Here is a 16907-nt window from a genome sequence, read left to right on the forward strand (position 1 = left end):
CATGTCAGTAAGTTCTTTTAACCGACGCTGGGCGACGGTGATCCTTGAAGCCCTGACTCGCCATGGCGTCAGGCATGTGTGTATTGCGCCGGGCTCACGCTCCACACCGCTGACGCTGGCGGCAGCAGAGAACCGGGCATTTATTCACCACACCCATTTTGACGAGCGCGGCCTGGGCCACCTGGCTCTGGGGCTGGCAAAGGTCAGCAAGGAACCGGTGGCGGTAATCGTCACCTCCGGTACTGCCGTGGCAAACCTCTATCCGGCCCTTATTGAAGCCGGGCTGACCGGTGAGAAACTGGTTCTGCTGACGGCCGATCGCCCGCCGGAGCTTATTGACTGCGGAGCGAACCAGGCTATTCGTCAGCTGGGCCTCTTTGCCTCGCATCCTTCGCAGACGGTTTCGTTACCCCGACCCACGCAGGACATTCCCGCAAGCTGGCTGGTCTCGACCGTCGATCATGCCATGGAGACGTTGCGCAGCGGGGCGTTACATATTAACTGTCCGTTTGCCGAGCCGTTGTACGGCGAAATGGACGACACCGGTCTTGCCTGGCAGCAGCTGCTTGGCGACTGGTGGGAGAGCGAAAAGCCGTGGCTGCGCGAGCAGACACACCTTGAGAGCGCAAAGCAACGTGACTGGTTCTTCTGGCGACAAAAACGCGGCGTGGTTATTGCCGGGCGCATGAGCGCCGCCGAAGGCAGGCAGGTGGCCGAATGGGCACACACCCTTGGCTGGCCGCTGATTGGCGACGTGCTGTCCCAGACCGGACAGCCGCTGCCGTGTGCCGATCTCTGGCTCGGGAATGCGAAAGCGGTGACTGAACTGGCGCAGGCGCAGATTGTGGTTCAGCTGGGCGCAAGCCTGACCGGCAAACGGTTACTGCAGTGGCAGGCAACCTGTAGCCCGGAAGAGTACTGGCTGGTGGATCCACTGGAAGGGCGGCTCGATCCGGCGCACCATCGCGGTCGTCGTCTGGTGAGCGACATTGACGCCTGGCTGGCGCTCCACCCGGCGGAAAAGCGCGCCCCGTGGGCCGTTGAGATCCCGGCGCTGTCGCGTCAGGCGTGGGAGTTGACCCGTGCAGAATGCGAAGAATTTGGTGAAGCGGAGCTGGCGCACCGTATTTACCGGTATCTGCCGGAGCAGGGGCAACTGTTTGTCGGCAACAGCCTGGTGGTGCGTCTGATTGATGCGTTCTCAAAACTTCCTGCGGGCTATCCGGTCTACAGTAACCGGGGAGCCAGCGGCATTGACGGGCTGATCTCCACGGCGGCGGGTGTGCAGCGAGCCAGCGCGAAATCCACGCTGGCGATCGTGGGCGATCTTTCAGCGCTGTACGATCTCAATGCGCTGGCGCTGCTGCGGCAGGTGTCGGCGCCGTTTGTGCTGATTGTGGTCAACAATAACGGCGGGCAGATCTTCTCCCTGCTGCCGACACCGCAGAGCGAACGCGAGCGCTTCTATCTGATGCCGCAGAACGTGCAGTTTGAACATGCCGCAGCAATGTTTAACCTGAAATACCACCGCCCGGAAAACTGGGAAGCGCTGGATGCAGTCCTGAGCAGCGCCTGGCGACAGCCCGGTGCAACGCTGATTGAACTGGTCGTCAACGAGGCTGACGGTGCGCAGAAGCTGCAAAGTCTGCTGGCGCAGGTGAGCCACCTGTGATCCTCGCAGGCGCGCAACAGGCCGGTAAGCCAGGTTACCCCTGGCTGGTCTTTTTGCATGGATTTTCTGGCGATTGCCGCGAGTGGCAGACGGTCGGCGAGGCGCTCAGCGATTATCCCCGGCTTTATCTCGACCTGCCGGGGCATGGCCGGTCCGCCAGTATGGCCGTCACGGGGTTCGACGAGATGAGTGACGTGCTTACCCGAACCCTTGTTAGTTACAACATACTTAACTACTGGCTGGTGGGGTACTCCCTTGGCGGCCGTATTGCGATGTTTCATGCCTGTCAGGATCCTGCGGGGCTTTGCGGCATCATCGTGGAAGGCGGACATCCGGGCCTGAAGGGGGTCGCAGCACGAGAGGCAAGAGCAGCATCCGACCATCTGTGGGCGCAGCGTTTTCGCACGCAGCCTCTCTCAAACGTCTTTGCCGACTGGTATCAACAGCCTGTCTTTGCCTCCCTGACGGACAGCCAGCGCAGGGCGCTCATCGCCCTGCGCTGTCGCAACGCGGGCACAAACCTGGCGATGATGCTTGAGGCAACCTCGCTCGCCGTGCAACCAGACCTGCGTGCCGCACTCAGCGAGCGAAATTTCCCTTTTAATTATCTCTATGGCGAACGTGACGAGAAGTTCGCGGCCCTGGCCGCTGAACTGAACGCTGTTCGCCATGTCATTCCAAACGCCGGACACAACGCCCACCGGGAAAATCCCGGGGCGGTTAGCGCGAGTCTGGCTCAGATACTGCGTCGTCGAATAAAGGACACTCTATGATCTATCCTGATGAAAACATGCTCTATGCACCGGTTGAATGGCAAGACTGCTCCGAAGGTTACACCGACATTCGTTACCACAAATCGGCTGACGGTATCGCCAAAATCACCATTAATCGTCCGCAGGTGCGTAACGCCTTCCGTCCCCTGACCGTAAAAGAGATGATTCAGGCCCTGGCGGATGCGCGCTATGACGACAACATCGGCGTTATCGTCCTGACCGGGGAAGGTGAAAAAGCCTTCTGCTCCGGCGGCGATCAGAAAGTACGCGGTGACTACGGCGGATACCAGGACGATGCGGGTACCCATCACCTGAACGTGCTTGATTTCCAGCGTCAAATCCGTACCTGCCCAAAACCCGTGGTGGCCATGGTGGCAGGCTACTCCATCGGCGGCGGCCACGTGCTGCACATGATGTGCGATCTGACCATTGCCGCAGAGAACGCTATCTTCGGTCAGACGGGCCCGAAAGTCGGCTCTTTTGACGGCGGCTGGGGGGCTTCTTACATGGCGCGCATTGTCGGTCAGAAAAAAGCCCGCGAAATCTGGTTCCTGTGCCGTCAGTATAACGCCCAGGAAGCGCTGGATATGGGCCTGGTTAACACCGTGGTGCCGATTGCCGATCTCGAAAAAGAGACCGTTCGCTGGTGTCGCGAAATGCTGCAGAACAGCCCAATGGCGCTGCGCTGCCTGAAAGCGGCCCTGAACGCTGACTGTGACGGTCAGGCGGGGCTGCAGGAGCTGGCGGGTAACGCCACCATGCTGTTCTACATGACCGAAGAGGGTCAGGAAGGACGCAACGCGTTTAACGAAAAACGCCAGCCGGACTTCAGTAAATACAAACGGAACCCGTAATGCGTCGCGCGCAGGTTTACCGCTGGCAGATACCGATGGACGCGGGCGTGGTGCTGCGTGAACGGCGGTTAAAAACCCGTGATGGCTTCTTCGTGCAACTGCAGCAGGGTGAAGGGCAGGGCTGGGGCGAGATTTCGCCTCTGCCGGGCTTTAGCCTGGAGTCGCTGGAGGAGGCGCAGGCTGCGCTGATGGCATGGGTAGAGGAATGGCGTACAGGCCTGAATCCGCCGCTGCCCGATCTCCCTTCCGCTGCGTTTGGCATCAGCTGCGCGCTCGCGGAGCTCGACGGCAGCCTCCCTGATGAGGCCGATTACCGTGCCGCGCCGCTCTGCACGGGCGATCCGGACGAGCTGTTTGCCTTGCTCAGCGCAATGCCCGGCGAGAAAGTGGCGAAAATCAAAGTCGGTCTTTACGAAGCGGTACGCGACGGCATGGTCGCTAACCTCTTGCTGGAGGCGATCCCCGATCTGCGCCTGCGTCTGGATGCCAACCGCGCCTGGACGCCGCTTAAGGCGCAGCAGTTCGCGAAGTACGTCAACCCGGCGTACCGCAGCCGCATCGCTTTTCTGGAAGAGCCGTGCAAAACCCGTGAGGATTCACGCGCTTTTGCCCGAGAAACCGGCATTGCCATCGCCTGGGATGAAAGCCTGCGCGAGGCGGACTTTGCCTTTAGCGCCGAGCCTGGCGTCAGCGCCGTGGTCATAAAACCGACGCTAACGGGCAGTCTTGCGAAGGTGCGCGAACAGGTGGCGGCAGCGCATGGCGCAGGGCTGACGGCGGTGATCAGCTCCTCCATCGAATCCAGCCTTGGGCTGACGCAGCTGGCGCGCATTGCCGCCTGGTTAACCCCCGACACCATCCCGGGGCTGGATACGTTAAACCTGATGCAAACCCAGCTCATTCGCCCGTGGCCGGGGAGCGAGCTGCCGTGCGCGGGCGTTGAGGCGCTGGAGCCGTTGCAATGAGTTTTAGCGACTGGCCGTGGCGGCACTGGCGCGAGCAGCGTGCCGATAAACCGGCTCTGCGTCTCAACGACGAGGTGCTGAGCTGGCAACAGCTCTGCACCCGCATCGACAATCTGGCTGCAGGGTTTCATCAGCAGGGCGTGGAGGCGGGTGACGGCGTGCTGTTGCTCGCCCATAATCACCCGCAGACCCTGCTGGCATGGCTGGCGCTGCTCCAGTGCGGTGCGCGAATTCTTCCCGTTAATCCCCAGCTCCCGCATCCGCTGCTGGAGGTATTACTTCCGCAGATGACGCTGCGTTTTGCGCTGGTGCTGGACGGTCACTATGACGGGCTCGCCGCGCTTAGCATGCATGCTCCGTCCGGCGAATACAGCGTGGCATGGCAGCCTGAGCGGCTGGCTTCAATGACGCTCACCTCCGGCTCCACCGGGCTGCCGAAAGCGGCCGTTCATACCTGCGGGGCGCATCTTGCCAGCGCTGAGGGCGTCCTCGCGCTGATGCCCTACGGCGACGATGACGACTGGCTGCTTTCGCTGCCGCTGTTTCATGTCTCCGGGCAGGGGATTTTATGGCGCTGGCTGCAGGCTGGCGCGCGCTTAACCGTACGCGAGAAGCAGCCGCTGGAGCAGGCCTTGCAGGGGTGTACGCATGCCTCGCTGGTGCCAACCCAGCTCTGGCGTCTGCTCAATACCCACCAGCGGATCGCGCTGAAAGCGGTACTGCTGGGCGGGGCCGCCATCCCCGTTGAGTTGACGCAACAGGCGCGCGCGCAGGGTATTTCTACGTTTTGTGGCTATGGCCTGACGGAGTTTGCCTCTACCGTCTGCGCGAAAGAGGCTGACGGTGAGCCGGACGTGGGCAGCGCATTGCCGGGCAGGGAGGTTCAGGTCGTTAACGGTGAAGTGTGGATCAAGGCGCAAAGCATGGCCTCAGGCTACTGGCGCGACGGCGCGTTGCTGCCGCTCACGAATTCAGAGGGCTGGTTTGCCACCCGCGATCGCGGCGAACTGCATGACGGTCGCCTGACGATCCTCGGTCGGATGGATAACCTCTTTTTCAGTGGAGGCGAGGGCATTCAGCCGGAGAGCCTTGAGCGGATTATCGCGACCCATCCGCACATCAGCCAGGTCTTCATTGTTCCGCTGAATGACGCCGAATTTGGTCAGCGTCCGGTAGCGGTGGTGGAGTGTGAACCGGGAACGGATATCACCCGCTTGCCGGAATGGGTACAGGGCAAACTGGCGCGATTTGAGCAGCCCGTGCACTGGCTGGTACTGCCTGCGGAGTTAAAAAATGGCGGGATTAAGATCTCCCGCCAGGCGTTAAAACAGTGGGTGAATGCCCAGCTGTCAGGTTAATTAGCCGATATCGGGCTGCGGCTTACGCTGACGACGCAGCAGGCGCAGCACCGGCGGCACGACCACCACCACAATAGCCAGCGCCAGCAGGATCTTCGCCACATTGCTGTCCCACAGAATGGCGATATTGCCATTGCTGATGGACAGGGCGCGGCGCAGGTTCTGTTCCAGCATCTCACCCAGCACAAAGCCCAGAATCAGCGGCGACATCGGGAAGTGCATTTTACGCAAGATGTAGCCGAACACCCCCAGCACCACCATCAGAATCAGGTCGAAGGTGGTGCTGTGCACCGCATACACCCCTACCGCCGAGACGGCCGCGATTGCGGGTACCAGGAACCACAGCGGAATGGTCAGCATACGGGTGAACAGGCCAATCAGCGGGATGTTCATGACCAGCAACATTACGTTGGCAATCAGCAGTGCCGCAATCAGCCCCCAGACGATATCCGGCTGTTCGGTGAACATCGCCGGTCCTGGCGTGATGTTATAGAGCGTCAGCGCCCCCATCATCACCGCCGTGGTACCGGAGCCGGGCACGCCGAGCGTCAGCATGGGAATAAACGAGCCACAGGCCGAGGCATTGTTAGCCGCCTCGGGTGCGGCGACGCCGCGAATATCGCCTTTACCAAAGCTGTCGCTGTTGCCGCTGAGTTTTTTCTCCGTCATGTAGGTGATGGCGCTGGCGATGGTCGCCCCGGCGCCCGGCAGAATGCCGACAAAGAAGCCAATGACCGCTGAACGCAGCGTGGTACCGATACACTGCGCGCCCTCTTTGGCGTTAAAGAGCATCCGGCCGGTTTTACGCACCAGCGTCTGCCCGCTGCTGGTATGTTCCAGCATCAGTAAGATCTCAGAGACAGAGAACAGACCAATCACGACCACGATAAACTGCACGCCGTCGGACAGGTGAACGCTGTCGAAGGTAAAGCGATAGACCCCGGTGTTGGCATCCACGCCGACGGTGGCTAACCCTAAGCCAATCAGCGCAGACAAAAACGACTTCAGTGGGTTTTGCGCCATCATGCTGCCGAGACAGGCAATGGCGAAGACCATCAGGGCAAAATATTCTGCCGGGCCAAACGCCAGCGACCATTGGGCCAGCGCAGGCGCAAACAGAATGATGCCGCCAATGGCAATCAGCGAGCCAAAGAACGAACTGACGGCGGAAATAGACAGCGCCACGCCGCCGCGCCCCTGCCGCGCCATCGGGTAACCATCCAGCGCGGTCATAATGGCCGCCGCATCCCCGGGCACGTTGAGCAGTATTGACGAGATTCGGCCGCCATATTCACAGCCGATGTAGACCGTCGCCAGCAGGATTAGCGCTGATTCCGCAGGCAGATGCAGGGCAAACGCCAGCGGGAGCAAAATAGCGACCCCGTTGATGGGCCCAAGCCCAGGCAACAGACCGACGATTGTCCCGACGAAGCAGCCGATCAGGGCGATCACCAGGTTTTCCGGGGTCATCGCCACAGCGAACCCCTGTGAGAGGTAAATCCAGGTATCCATAGCGTGCTCCGTTAATTAAGCCAGGCGCCAAGCGGCAACGTCACATCCAGCAGGCGGTCAAAGGCGTACCACAGGAAAATGCCCATCACCACGCCCGAGATCCCCGCCGCAGGCAGGCTGGCGTTAAACAGCGTGCCGATGACCATCGTCAGGATGGCGGTCGCCACCGGGAAGCCGAGCCATTCAAAGCCCCAGGCATACATCAGCAGCACAATGACCATCACCAGCAGCCGCTGCAAAATGCGCTTAGGCGGCCACTCTACGGTATCCGGGTGGCGTAACAGCATGGCCACCGAGCAAAGCAGCATCAGGCCGACAATGCCCATTGGAAAGGGGCGGGGCCCCACGGGTTCATAGCTGTATTCGCTGTGGATCTGCCAGGCGACGAACATCCCGCCAATGCAGAGCAACAACCAGATCCCGGCAAAAATGCGATCGCTCATAGCGCCTCCGGTTATTTGGCCAGGCCAAACGCTTTTGCTTTCTCGCGGTAGTCATTCACCTGTTTTTTGACATACTCGTCCAGCTGCTTGCCGTTCAGGTTGAACTCAAACAGCCCGCGCAGATCGCGCTGCTTTTTAAATTCGTCTGTCTGCTGCAATTTGTTAAAGGTGTCGACCCACCACTGGTATTCGGCATCGGTCACTTTTGGCCCGACAAAGAAGCCGCGGATAATCGGCCAGACGAGGTCATAACCCTGCTCTTTTGCAGTCGGCACGTTTGCCAGCTGTCCCGGCAGACGGTTTTCGGAGAAGACCGCCAGCACGCGGATTTTATCGCCGTTCAGGTAGGGCACCATTTCACTGAGGTCACCGGAAACTGCCTGCACGTGGTTGCCCATCAGCGCCGTCACCGGTTCACCGCCGCCCTCAAACGCCACGTAACGCATTTTGTGCGGATCCACTTTCGCCTGCTGCGCCAGCAGGGCGGCTTTCATCCAGTCCTGGCTGCCGATGGAGGCGCCTGCGCCAATCACCACGCTGTTAGGGTCTTTTTCCATGGCGGTGAGCAAATCTTTCAGGGATTTCCATGGGGAATCTGCACGCACGGCAATCATGCCGTAGTCGGTACCGACGGTGGCCAGCCAGCGCACGTCATCCACGCCGTAGCGGCCAAACTTGCCCTGGGAGAGGTTAAGCAGCGAGCCGCCGGAGAAGGCCACCACCGTGCCGGCTTCCGCCGGTCGTTGCGCGACAATCGCGTTATAGGCTACCGCGCCCACGCCGCCTGGCATGTAGGTCACGCGCATCGGTTTTTCAATGGCCTTCGTCTCCAGCAGGCTGACCTGAATCAGCTTGCAGGTGAGATCGAAACCGCCGCCCGGTTTGGCCGGAGCGATACATTCGGTGCGGGACGGGGCGTCCTGCGCCTGGACAACAGAGGCACTCAACATTAATACGCTTGCAGCAATCGTTGAAAGTAATTGTTTTTTCATCGTTTATCCTCACGCCGGGGGTACGGGTACGGGTTTTTTTCTGATTATGTGAACCACCTTGTAGCGGTTCCGTTGCGTGATTGTTAAAACAATAACCTTTCATTTCCCTTTCAACGCGACACCAACTTTACAGGATGTGATATGCGTCTCTTACTGGCGGAAGATAATCGTGAGCTGGCTCACTGGCTGGAGAAAGCGCTGGTGCAGGAAGGCTTTGCCGTAGACTGCGTTTCTGACGGGCGCGCGGCCGATCATCTGCTGCAGGGGGAAAACTACGCGGTAGCGATACTGGACATCGGTATGCCCGGTTTTGACGGCCTGGAGGTGGTGCACCGTTTACGTAAACGCGGCCAGACCTTGCCGGTGCTGTTTCTCACCGCACGCAGCAACGTGGCTGATCGGGTAAAAGGCCTGAACGCCGGGGCAGATGATTATCTGCCAAAACCGTTTGAGCTGGAGGAGCTGGACGCCAGGCTTCGCGCCCTGCTGCGCAGAAGCGAGGGGAGAACCCAGGAACGCCAGCGCCTTGGGGAGCTGGAGTATGACGACGACGGTTTTTTCCTGCTGCGCGACGAGCCGCTCTCGCTCACCCCGCGCGAACTGTCGCTGCTGAAGGTGCTGATGCATCGTCGCACCCGCCCCGTTTCCCGGCAGCAGTTGTTCGATCAGGTGTTTAGCCTGAACGACGACGTCAGCCCGGAGAGTCTCGATCTTTACATTCATCGCCTGCGCAAAAAGCTGAGCGGCAGCGGCGTGCGGATCACCACCCTGCGCGGACTGGGCTATGTGCTGGAGTGCGGCGATGAAGTGGGTTAAGCCTCAGTCGCTTTATCTGCAACTGCTGCTTTTTCTCGGCCTGCCGCTGCTGTTGCTGTGGGGATTATCGGCTTTTAACAGTTACGTCAGCGCCCTGCAGGCGGCGACCCAGGCGTACGACCGCACGCTGTTATCTTCGGCGCGTACCGTCTCTGAGCGGCTGGAGGTGCACAACGGCAAGCTGCTGGTTGATGTTCCCTGGGTGGTGCTCGACAGCTTTGAGCTGAACATGAACGATCGTCTCTATTACAAGGTGGTTGACCCGGAGGGGCGGGTGATCTCCGGCTATGACGATCTGCCGAACATGCCCCCCTCCACGTCGCGCACCACGCACTATCCCGCGCTGGCCTGGTTTTATCATACCGAGTATCGCGGCCAGGCGATCCGCGTGGCGAAGCTGCTCCAGCCAATTAACGAAGACAATGTTTCCGGTATGGCGGAGATCTACGTCGCCGAAACCTTGCAGTCGCGGCGCTATCTGGCCACTCAGCTTCTGTTTTCATCGCTCGTTTCGCAGGGACTGCTGGTGCTGCTGACGCTGGTCTTAACCGCCTGGCTGCTGCGCCGCGTGCTGCGCCCGATGCGTCAGCTCTCCTCGCTGATGGTGCGCCGTGAGCCTGGGCTGCTGGCCCCGCTGCCGGAGCTGCTGCCCTGGTCGGAAACGCGGCTGCTGATCGTGGCTTTTAACCGTTATATCGACAGATTACGCGGCGTGCTTTCCCGCCAGGAGCGCTTCAACGCCGATGCGTCTCATCAGCTCAAAACGCCGCTGGCGGTGCTCAAAACCCAGGTTTCCGTTGCCCTGACGCGAAACGATCCGGCCTTGTGGCAGGAGAGTTTACGTGCCATGAACGTGACGCTGGATAACACCATCGTCCTCACCGAACGGCTGCTGCAACTCTCCACGGTGAGGCGCAAAGAGCAGGGGGATCGCCAGTTTGCGCCGGTGGACCTGGTTCAGGTGGTGCAGAACTGCTGTTTCTCCAGACTGACGCAGGCGCGCAGCAAGGCGATCGATTTGGGTTATGACGGCATTCAGCAACCCGTCATCATAGACGGTGATGAGGTGCTGCTGGGGGAGCTGTGCGCCAACCTGCTTGAGAACGCGATCAAGTACACCCCGGCAGGAGGCATCGTCACCGTGTTCCTGCACACCGACGCGGGCGGCGTTGAGCTCAGCGTGGAGGATAGCGGGCCCGGCATCGAAGACAGCCAAATTCATCAGGCAGTACTGCCTTTCCATCGGCTGGAAAACGTCGGGGACGCCAGCGGATCGGGTATCGGGCTGGCGCTGGCGAGCGATATCGCCCGGCTTCACCGAAGCCACCTGCAGCTTTCCCGCAGTGAGGCACTGGGAGGGCTGAGCGTAAAAATGCGCTTTCTGTTGCTGACGTAAAAAAACCGCGCGTTTCAAATCGTTACAATCTACTTGCCCGCCGCACGCAGAGTGCTTGATCGCCAGGCGTCTCAGGTTAAAATCTCGCGGTTTTTTTGGGACTTTTCTATAAATTGCGCGGGAACATGATAATGAAAAAAGTGGCATTGATGGGCTTAGGCCTGATATTCGTTTCGGCGGCGGCTAACGCCATCAGTTTTAACGGCTCTGCGGGTCAGGATTACACCCACCTGGGCTTTGGCTTGGGTACCGAGACCGCCGGTCTGGCGATGACCGGCGGCTGGACGCATAACGACGACGATGGCGATGCGGCAAGCCTCGGCCTGGGTCTGAATATTCCTCTTGGCCCGTTCCTGGCCACCGTCGGCGGTAAAGGTATCTACACCAACCCGAACGACGGCGACGAAGGGTATGCGGCAGCGGTGGGCGGCGGTCTGCAGTGGAAAATTGGCGACAGCTTCGGCCTGTTTGGTGAGTACTACTACTCTCCGGACTCCCTCTCCAGCGGTATCGACAGCTATGAAGAAGCCAACGCGGGTGCGCGCTGGACCATCATGCGCCCGATTACCATTGAAGCGGGTTATCGTTATCTGAATCTGGCGGGCAAAGACGGCAACCGCGACAACGCGCTGGCTGACGGCCCGTACGTGGGCGTCAGCGCAGGCTTCTAACCCCTCCGGCGCGGCGTCCGTCGCGCCAGTTTCTCTCCTCTCCATGCCGGTGATTGCGCTATAGTGTTTTCACCATATAAGCGGGAGAACACAATGATTAATGTGGAGATGTTATCCACCGGCGACGAAGTGCTGCATGGACAGATTATTGATACCAATGCTGCCTGGCTTGCCGATCTTTTCTTTGAGCAAGGATTACCGTTAACGCGCCGCAATACCGTAGGCGACAATCTTGAGTCGCTGGTGACTGTCCTGCGCGAGCGTAGCGAACACTGCGACGTGCTGATTGTGAACGGTGGGCTGGGCCCCACCAGCGACGATCTCAGCGCGCTGGCTGCCGCGACCGCCAAAGGCGAAGGGCTGGTATTGCACGAGGAGTGGCTGGCCCACATGGAGCGTTTCTTCTCCGAACGTGGCCGCGTGATGGCACCCAGCAACCGCAAACAGGCTGAAATCCCGGCCAGCGCCGAACTGGTCGATAACCCGGTGGGTACCGCCTGCGGTTTCGCCGTTCAACTGAACCGCTGCCTGATGTTCTTCACGCCGGGTGTCCCGTCTGAATTTAAAGTGATGGTCGAACAGCAGATCCTGCCGCGCCTTCGTCAACGTTTTACCCTGCCTGAACCGCCAGTCTGCCTGCGCCTGACCACCTTTGGCCGTTCGGAAAGCGATCTGGCGCAGAGCCTCGATCACCTGCCGCTGCCGCCTGGGGTATCCATGGGCTATCGCTCTTCCATGCCGATCATTGAACTCAAGCTCACCGGGCCTGCCACGCAGAAAGCGGCGATGCTGGCGCTCTGGCCGGAAGTGCAGCGCGTGGCGGGCGAAAGTCTGATTTTCGAGGGCACGGAAGGGCTACCGGCGCAGATTGCGAAGCATCTGCAGTCGCGCCAGCTGAGCGTCACCCTCAGCGAGCAGTTCACCGGCGGCCTGCTGGCGCTGCAACTGTCGCGCGTTAATGCTCCTCTGCTGGCCAGCGAGGTGGTGCCGTTCCAGCAGGAGACGCTGGCGCAGACGGCGCGCTGGGCGTCAGAACGCCGGGTCAACCATTTTGCCGGGCTGGCGCTGTTTGTCGGGGGTATGGATGAGGAATATCTCAACTTTGCGCTGGCTACGCCGGAAGGGACGCATGCCTTAAGAGTCAAAATGAGTATCACCCGCCACAGCCTGGCGGTGCGTCAGGACGTCTGCGCCATGATGGCGCTGAACATGCTGCGTCGCTGGCTGGCAGGTAAAGAGGTGGCCAGCGAGCACGGCTGGATCAACGTGGTGGAATCGCTGTTCGTTGAGTGACCGGTTTGCCGGGGCGGCGGCCCCGGCGATACCTAACCCAGGGCCTTCGCCAGCAACGTGATCGGATGCTCGCAGCGCTTGCTGGTGGACATCTCTATCTGCCATTTGCAGGTTTCGCAGTCGGTCACCACGATATCCGCGCCGCTCTCCTCAATCTGGCGGAACAGCGGCGCGCCAATTGCCTGTGATGTTTCGTAATTTTCACGCTTAAAGCCGTACGTCCCCGCAATGCCGCAGCAGCGCGAATCCAGCACCGTCAGCTCCAGCCCCGGAATTAACCGCAACAGTTCCAGCGTGTAAAGCGCCCAGCCCATTTTTTCCATATGGCACGGCGTGTGGTAGACCACTTTCAGGGGTAAATTTTTCAGCGGTAGCGTCTGCCCGCTGTCCAGCTTGCGCCACAGGAAACGGGTTGCCAGCTCGATATGTTCGCGCAGGCCGGTATTGTCCACGTCCAACAGGTGCGGATACTCATCGCGCAGCGTGAAGGTACAGGTCGAGGAGGTGGCCAGCACCGGAATGCCTTTATCGACGATGGCCTCGCGCAGCGACGAGACGTTGCTTCTGGCCTGTTTGCGCGCTTTATCGGTAAACCCGTTGGCGATCAGCGGCACGCCGCAGCATTTCTCCTTGTTCAGTAACTGCACGCCTGTACCCATGGCGTTCAGCACTTTCAGCAGATCTTTACCCAGCTGCGGATGGTTGTAATTCACGTAGCAGCCATGGAAGAACGCGACCTGGTCGGCATACCGCGCCTGGTCTGCCGCTACGGATTTGTACCAGCGGCGGAAAGTGCCGTGGGAATATTTGGGCAGACTGCGGTGATGGTCGATCTTAAGCGTGGCATCCAGCAGCTGGCGCACCGGTTTCAGCGAGGTCGCGGCGTTCACCAGCGGGGCAAATGGCGTAGAGACGCTGCCCATCAGATCGGTATGGCTAAGAATGGCATCGCGCAGCGACGGTTTTTGCGTGCTATAGCGTGCCCGGGCGCGCTGAATAATGTCGCCGATTTTCACATCCGACGGACAGGCGACTTCACAGCGTTTGCAGTTGATGCAGTATTTCAGCGCGTCATCGTACAGCGCGCCGTCCTTCAGACGCAGGCGCTCGCCATCCGGCCCGGCCTGTTTCGGCCCGGGATAGCGCGGGTTAACGCCGCTGACCGGGCAGACGGTGGTGCAGACCGTGCATTTGATGCAGCTTTCAAAGCGGGTATCGTTCATTATTCAGCCTCCGTGCGCTGGCAAATCTGCTCTGCCACATAGAGCGCCGTTATGGCGCAGACGCCGCCGCCGCAGCCCTGGGCGATAGGATCGTATCCACCCAAAAGCGAGCCGATGGCGTAGAGATTCGGTACTGACTTTCCTGAAAGTTGCGGATGCAGCTGGTTATCCACGATTACGCCGAACTGCTGCCACGGCTGCGGGGCAAAGAAATCGCTCTGATACCAGTCCGCGCGAGAGGCGCTCTGGCGGACGTCCAGCCCCATAATCGCCTCGCGAATGCCGTCCCGGCTGCTCAGCAGACCGTTGCTGAAGAAACTGCCGCTTGCCAGCACCGCGTAACGCGTACGAAGCGGAATATCGTCGTGGTTGCGGGTCCAGATTTCGCTCACCGAGCCGTCATTCAGGGTGATTTTTTTCACTTCATCACCCGCCATCCACACGCCTCCCTGGGCCACAAACTGGCGCTGAAGCTGGGTATGCAGGCGAATGCCGGGCACCGACGGAGGAAGCGTTGGCAGCAGGCCGAGCGAGCAGGGCAGGCGGTCGGACAGCCAGCGCCACAGCCGGTTGTCCTGTAAGCCAAAGCAGGCGGGCATAAACAGCGCATCGCATCCCTCTGCAAGCGGTTTGAGCGCCTCATACAGCAGCGGCCATTTCTCTTCGTTATCGAGCAAACGGGCAATATTCACCGCGCGGAACTCGCTGGGGTTGTCGCGCAGGACATCCAGCTCAGGAAGGTCAATCTCTGCCGTTTCAGCGTTGACCCCCTGGCGACTGAGCGAGGCCGCTGCCAGATGGGGCTGAAAATCCAGAAAACCGCTAATGCCCACCACCCGCACGCGCGTGGCCTTGAACGGGGCAACGGGCACCTCCTCCGGGCTGAGCCAGGCGGAACGCAGGGTGCCAAGCGGCGTGACGCGCGCGTGATTTTGCCTGGCGCTCCCCTGCATACGTGCGCCGCAATCAGCCAGCAGCGCTTCGGTTTCCAGGGCATAGCGGTCTATGTGCTGCGCGCCAGTCAGGTGATAAGGATGCTCTGCCGGCAGTTTTTCGCGGTACGTTTCGTCCACCAGATCCAGCGAGCCCGACGAGAAGTGCAGGGCGCTCTGGCCCCGGGTGATAATGGCGCAGCGCAGTCCCTGCTTCGTGAGTTTGATGCCACAGAGCAGACCCGCCAGCCCGCCGCCGACGATCACCGTATCAAATTTCATCGCGTTGCTCCTTCTCAAGACCGCAAAGCCCCTGGTACACCCAGCGGGTAAATTCGCTTTCACGCAGGGCATCGCCCCAGGCGACAGGCTGAATGCCTTTCCAGCGCTCGTTCAGAAAATCGCTGAGCTGATCGAGCGACTGGGTGGCGGTGGTGGTATGAAAACGCTGCAGCAGCCCGGCGGCACGGCAGGCACACAGCTCCCCCTGACAGGTGCCCATCCCGACGCGGGTGCGGCGGCGGAGATCGAGCAGGCTATTCACCGTCAGATTCTCCACCGCGTATTGCACTTCCCCGGCGGTAACGGCCTCGCACTCGCATACCAGACTGCGGCTCAGCCGTCCTTCACCCAGCCAGACCGGTGTTCTGTCGCCATGGCGATAGACAGCCGAACCACGCAGGGGGGCAGGCAGGGAGATAATTTTTTGCAGCGTTTTCTCGGTGGACTGGCGCGAGCCGGGCAGGGGCTGTTCTGCGGTCACGCACGGTTCGCTATTGCCCAGTTTGCGGCAGACAGCATCTGTCGCCCATTCGGCCATCAGGCGGTAGGTCATCAATTTACCGCCGGTGATGGTGATGAAGCCGTCCAGCCCGTCGCGCGCGGCATGGTCAAGCAGCACAATGCCGCGGCTGACGTTGCGCCCGCTTGGGTCGTTATCGCTGGCGACAAGCGGACGCACACCCGCATAGGCGCGCAGGATGCGGGTCTGGGCCATCACCGGCGCCAGTTTTTCTCCTTCGCGCAGCAGGATGTCGACCTCTTCTGCGGTGACCCGATTGTAGTCGATCTCGCTGTAGTCAACGTGGGTGGAGGTGGTCCCGATTAACGAAATGGTATCGCCGGGGACAAGGATGTCTGCGTCAGACGGTTTACGGCAGCGGTTGATGACATGGTTATTAATGCGGTGGTCGAGGATCAGCAGCGAGCCTTTGGCCGGGAACATGCGCACAGATAAATCGGCGTATTCTGCGATGTGTTGCCCCCAGATCCCCGCCGCGTTGACCACCACGGCGGCATATAGCTCGCTGTGTTCGTTGTACTGCGTATCCAGGACCCGCACGCCCACGATGCGATGCCCCTCACGGATAAGCCCGGTGACCTGATGGCCGGTCAGGATCCGCGCGCTGTGCTCGCGGGCGTCCAGCATGTTGGCCGCCGTCAGACGAAACGGATCCACGGTACCATCCGGGACTTTTACTGCACCCGTCAGTGCCGGATTAACCGAAGGTTCGATGCGGCGTGCAAGGGCCGGGTCAATGGCTTGTGCCTGAATTCCCGCGGCCTGGCAGGCGGTAATGAAAGTTGACTGAAAGGCGAGATCGTCTTCGGGAAGCGTAATAAACAGGCCGTCGGTCGGTTCAATACAATGGCGGGCGATACGTCGCAGGATCTGATTTTCGGCGATACATTCGCGTGCCGATTCGCCGTCGGTAACGGCGTAGCGGGCGCCGCTGTGCAGCAGGCCATGATTGCGTCCGGTAGCGCCGGTCGCAATATCATGGCGCTCCAGGAGCGTGACGCTCAGCCCTCTGAGCGCACAGTCGCGTGCGATGCCAGCGCCGGTCGCGCCCCCGCCAATGATAATCACATCGCTGTAGCGTGGATCGTGAATTGTCATTGTCATCCCTCTGTGTTCGTTTTTTATCATTTAGCCACATGAAAACTGTGGTTTGTTTGATTTCGAACACAAACGAGCGAAATTCGAAAGTGAAACGTGATTCCATG

The 16907-nt window shown here is 60.3% G+C and carries 15 protein-coding genes; 9 read left to right on the plus strand and 6 right to left on the minus strand.

What is annotated here, in order from left to right; translation table 11 throughout:
• The first annotated feature begins 1 nt into the window (after position 1).
• The 5 genes from menD to menE are packed head-to-tail and all read left to right on the plus strand — an operon-like array spanning position 2 to position 5622.
• Positions 2 to 1672 (plus strand): 2-succinyl-5-enolpyruvyl-6-hydroxy-3-cyclohexene-1-carboxylic-acid synthase, encoded by a 1671-nt coding sequence (gene menD, locus AC2FAK_RS09485; RefSeq protein ID WP_095455034.1) that lies wholly within the window; start codon positions 2 to 4, stop codon positions 1670 to 1672.
• Positions 1669 to 2445: a 2-succinyl-6-hydroxy-2,4-cyclohexadiene-1-carboxylate synthase gene (gene menH / locus AC2FAK_RS09490; protein WP_095455033.1), complete on the plus strand. Its 777-nt coding sequence runs from the start codon at positions 1669 to 1671 to the stop codon at positions 2443 to 2445. Before menD ends, menH begins: the two co-directional genes overlap by 4 nt.
• Positions 2442 to 3299: a 1,4-dihydroxy-2-naphthoyl-CoA synthase gene (gene menB / locus AC2FAK_RS09495; protein WP_013098093.1), complete on the plus strand. Its 858-nt coding sequence runs from the start codon at positions 2442 to 2444 to the stop codon at positions 3297 to 3299. Before menH ends, menB begins: the two co-directional genes overlap by 4 nt.
• Complete coding sequence (menC, locus tag AC2FAK_RS09500; RefSeq protein ID WP_095455032.1) at positions 3299 to 4264, plus strand: o-succinylbenzoate synthase; 966 nt, start codon at positions 3299 to 3301, stop codon at positions 4262 to 4264. Before menB ends, menC begins: the two co-directional genes overlap by 1 nt.
• Positions 4261 to 5622, plus strand: coding sequence for an o-succinylbenzoate--CoA ligase (gene menE, locus AC2FAK_RS09505; protein WP_095455031.1), 1362 nt, complete (start codon positions 4261 to 4263; stop codon positions 5620 to 5622). The genes menC and menE overlap by 4 nt, the downstream gene beginning before the upstream one ends.
• On the opposite strand, the gene AC2FAK_RS09510 is transcribed toward menE, so the two are convergent.
• The 3 genes from AC2FAK_RS09510 to AC2FAK_RS09520 are packed head-to-tail and all read right to left on the minus strand — an operon-like array spanning position 5623 to position 8569.
• Complete coding sequence (locus tag AC2FAK_RS09510; RefSeq protein WP_095455030.1) at positions 5623 to 7134, minus strand: tripartite tricarboxylate transporter permease; 1512 nt, start codon at positions 7132 to 7134, stop codon at positions 5623 to 5625.
• Positions 7135 to 7145: 11 nt separating this feature from the next.
• On the minus strand, positions 7146 to 7577 hold the full coding sequence (locus AC2FAK_RS09515) for a tripartite tricarboxylate transporter TctB family protein (protein WP_013098089.1): 432 nt from the start codon (positions 7575 to 7577) through the stop codon (positions 7146 to 7148).
• A gap of 11 nt (positions 7578 to 7588) precedes the next feature.
• On the minus strand, positions 7589 to 8569 hold the full coding sequence (locus AC2FAK_RS09520) for a Bug family tripartite tricarboxylate transporter substrate binding protein (protein WP_029881726.1): 981 nt from the start codon (positions 8567 to 8569) through the stop codon (positions 7589 to 7591).
• 141 nt (positions 8570 to 8710) lie between these two features.
• Here AC2FAK_RS09520 and tctD point away from each other — a divergent pair, with 141 nt between their 5' ends.
• The 4 genes from tctD (at position 8711) to AC2FAK_RS09540 (ending at position 12745) form a co-directional block, all read left to right on the plus strand.
• Positions 8711 to 9385, plus strand: coding sequence for a transcriptional regulator TctD (gene tctD, locus AC2FAK_RS09525; protein WP_013098025.1), 675 nt, complete (start codon positions 8711 to 8713; stop codon positions 9383 to 9385).
• On the plus strand, positions 9372 to 10781 hold the full coding sequence (locus AC2FAK_RS09530; RefSeq protein ID WP_095453379.1) for a sensor histidine kinase: 1410 nt from the start codon (positions 9372 to 9374) through the stop codon (positions 10779 to 10781). The genes tctD and AC2FAK_RS09530 overlap by 14 nt, the downstream gene beginning before the upstream one ends.
• A 131-nt stretch (positions 10782 to 10912) precedes the next feature.
• The gene (locus tag AC2FAK_RS09535) at positions 10913 to 11452 is read left to right on the plus strand and encodes a YfaZ family outer membrane protein (RefSeq protein ID WP_013098023.1); all 540 of its coding nucleotides are present in this window, start codon (positions 10913 to 10915) and stop codon (positions 11450 to 11452) included.
• 93 nt (positions 11453 to 11545) lie between these two features.
• Positions 11546 to 12745 (plus strand): nicotinamide mononucleotide deamidase-related protein YfaY, encoded by a 1200-nt coding sequence (locus AC2FAK_RS09540; protein WP_058662046.1) that lies wholly within the window; start codon positions 11546 to 11548, stop codon positions 12743 to 12745.
• Positions 12746 to 12777: 32 nt separating this feature from the next.
• Here AC2FAK_RS09540 and glpC read toward each other — a convergent pair whose 3' ends face one another.
• The 3 genes from glpC to glpA are packed head-to-tail and all read right to left on the minus strand — an operon-like array spanning position 12778 to position 16800.
• Complete coding sequence (gene glpC, locus AC2FAK_RS09545; RefSeq protein WP_020690658.1) at positions 12778 to 13968, minus strand: anaerobic glycerol-3-phosphate dehydrogenase subunit GlpC; 1191 nt, start codon at positions 13966 to 13968, stop codon at positions 12778 to 12780.
• On the minus strand, positions 13968 to 15182 hold the full coding sequence (gene glpB / locus AC2FAK_RS09550; protein ID WP_095455029.1) for a glycerol-3-phosphate dehydrogenase subunit GlpB: 1215 nt from the start codon (positions 15180 to 15182) through the stop codon (positions 13968 to 13970). The genes glpC and glpB overlap by 1 nt, the downstream gene beginning before the upstream one ends.
• A complete protein-coding gene (gene glpA, locus AC2FAK_RS09555; RefSeq protein WP_058678189.1) occupies positions 15172 to 16800 on the minus strand; it encodes an anaerobic glycerol-3-phosphate dehydrogenase subunit A in 1629 nt (542 codons plus the stop codon). Before glpA ends, glpB begins: the two co-directional genes overlap by 11 nt.
• Between the last annotated feature and the right edge of the window lie 107 nt (positions 16801 to 16907).

Source organism: Enterobacter cloacae complex sp. 394F7 (genome assembly GCF_057320385.1).

Excerpts from the sequence above, each read along its gene's own strand:
- AC2FAK_RS09520 (WP_029881726.1), bottom strand. The coding sequence starts at position 8,569 with ATGAAAAAACAATTACTTTCAACGATTGCTGCAAGCGTATTAATGTTG.
- menB (WP_013098093.1), top strand. The coding sequence starts at position 2,442 with ATGATCTATCCTGATGAAAACATGCTCTATGCACCGGTTGAATGGCAA.
- menC (WP_095455032.1), top strand. The coding sequence starts at position 3,299 with ATGCGTCGCGCGCAGGTTTACCGCTGGCAGATACCGATGGACGCGGGC.
- AC2FAK_RS09535 (WP_013098023.1), top strand. The coding sequence starts at position 10,913 with ATGAAAAAAGTGGCATTGATGGGCTTAGGCCTGATATTCGTTTCGGCG.
- glpB (WP_095455029.1), bottom strand. The coding sequence starts at position 15,182 with ATGAAATTTGATACGGTGATCGTCGGCGGCGGGCTGGCGGGTCTGCTC.
- tctD (WP_013098025.1), top strand. The coding sequence starts at position 8,711 with ATGCGTCTCTTACTGGCGGAAGATAATCGTGAGCTGGCTCACTGGCTG.
- AC2FAK_RS09510 (WP_095455030.1), bottom strand. The coding sequence starts at position 7,134 with ATGGATACCTGGATTTACCTCTCACAGGGGTTCGCTGTGGCGATGACC.
- glpA (WP_058678189.1), bottom strand. The coding sequence starts at position 16,800 with ATGACAATTCACGATCCACGCTACAGCGATGTGATTATCATTGGCGGG.
- AC2FAK_RS09540 (WP_058662046.1), top strand. The coding sequence starts at position 11,546 with ATGATTAATGTGGAGATGTTATCCACCGGCGACGAAGTGCTGCATGGA.
- glpC (WP_020690658.1), bottom strand. The coding sequence starts at position 13,968 with ATGAACGATACCCGCTTTGAAAGCTGCATCAAATGCACGGTCTGCACC.
- menD (WP_095455034.1), top strand. The coding sequence starts at position 2 with ATGTCAGTAAGTTCTTTTAACCGACGCTGGGCGACGGTGATCCTTGAA.
- menE (WP_095455031.1), top strand. The coding sequence starts at position 4,261 with ATGAGTTTTAGCGACTGGCCGTGGCGGCACTGGCGCGAGCAGCGTGCC.
- AC2FAK_RS09530 (WP_095453379.1), top strand. The coding sequence starts at position 9,372 with ATGAAGTGGGTTAAGCCTCAGTCGCTTTATCTGCAACTGCTGCTTTTT.
- AC2FAK_RS09515 (WP_013098089.1), bottom strand. The coding sequence starts at position 7,577 with ATGAGCGATCGCATTTTTGCCGGGATCTGGTTGTTGCTCTGCATTGGC.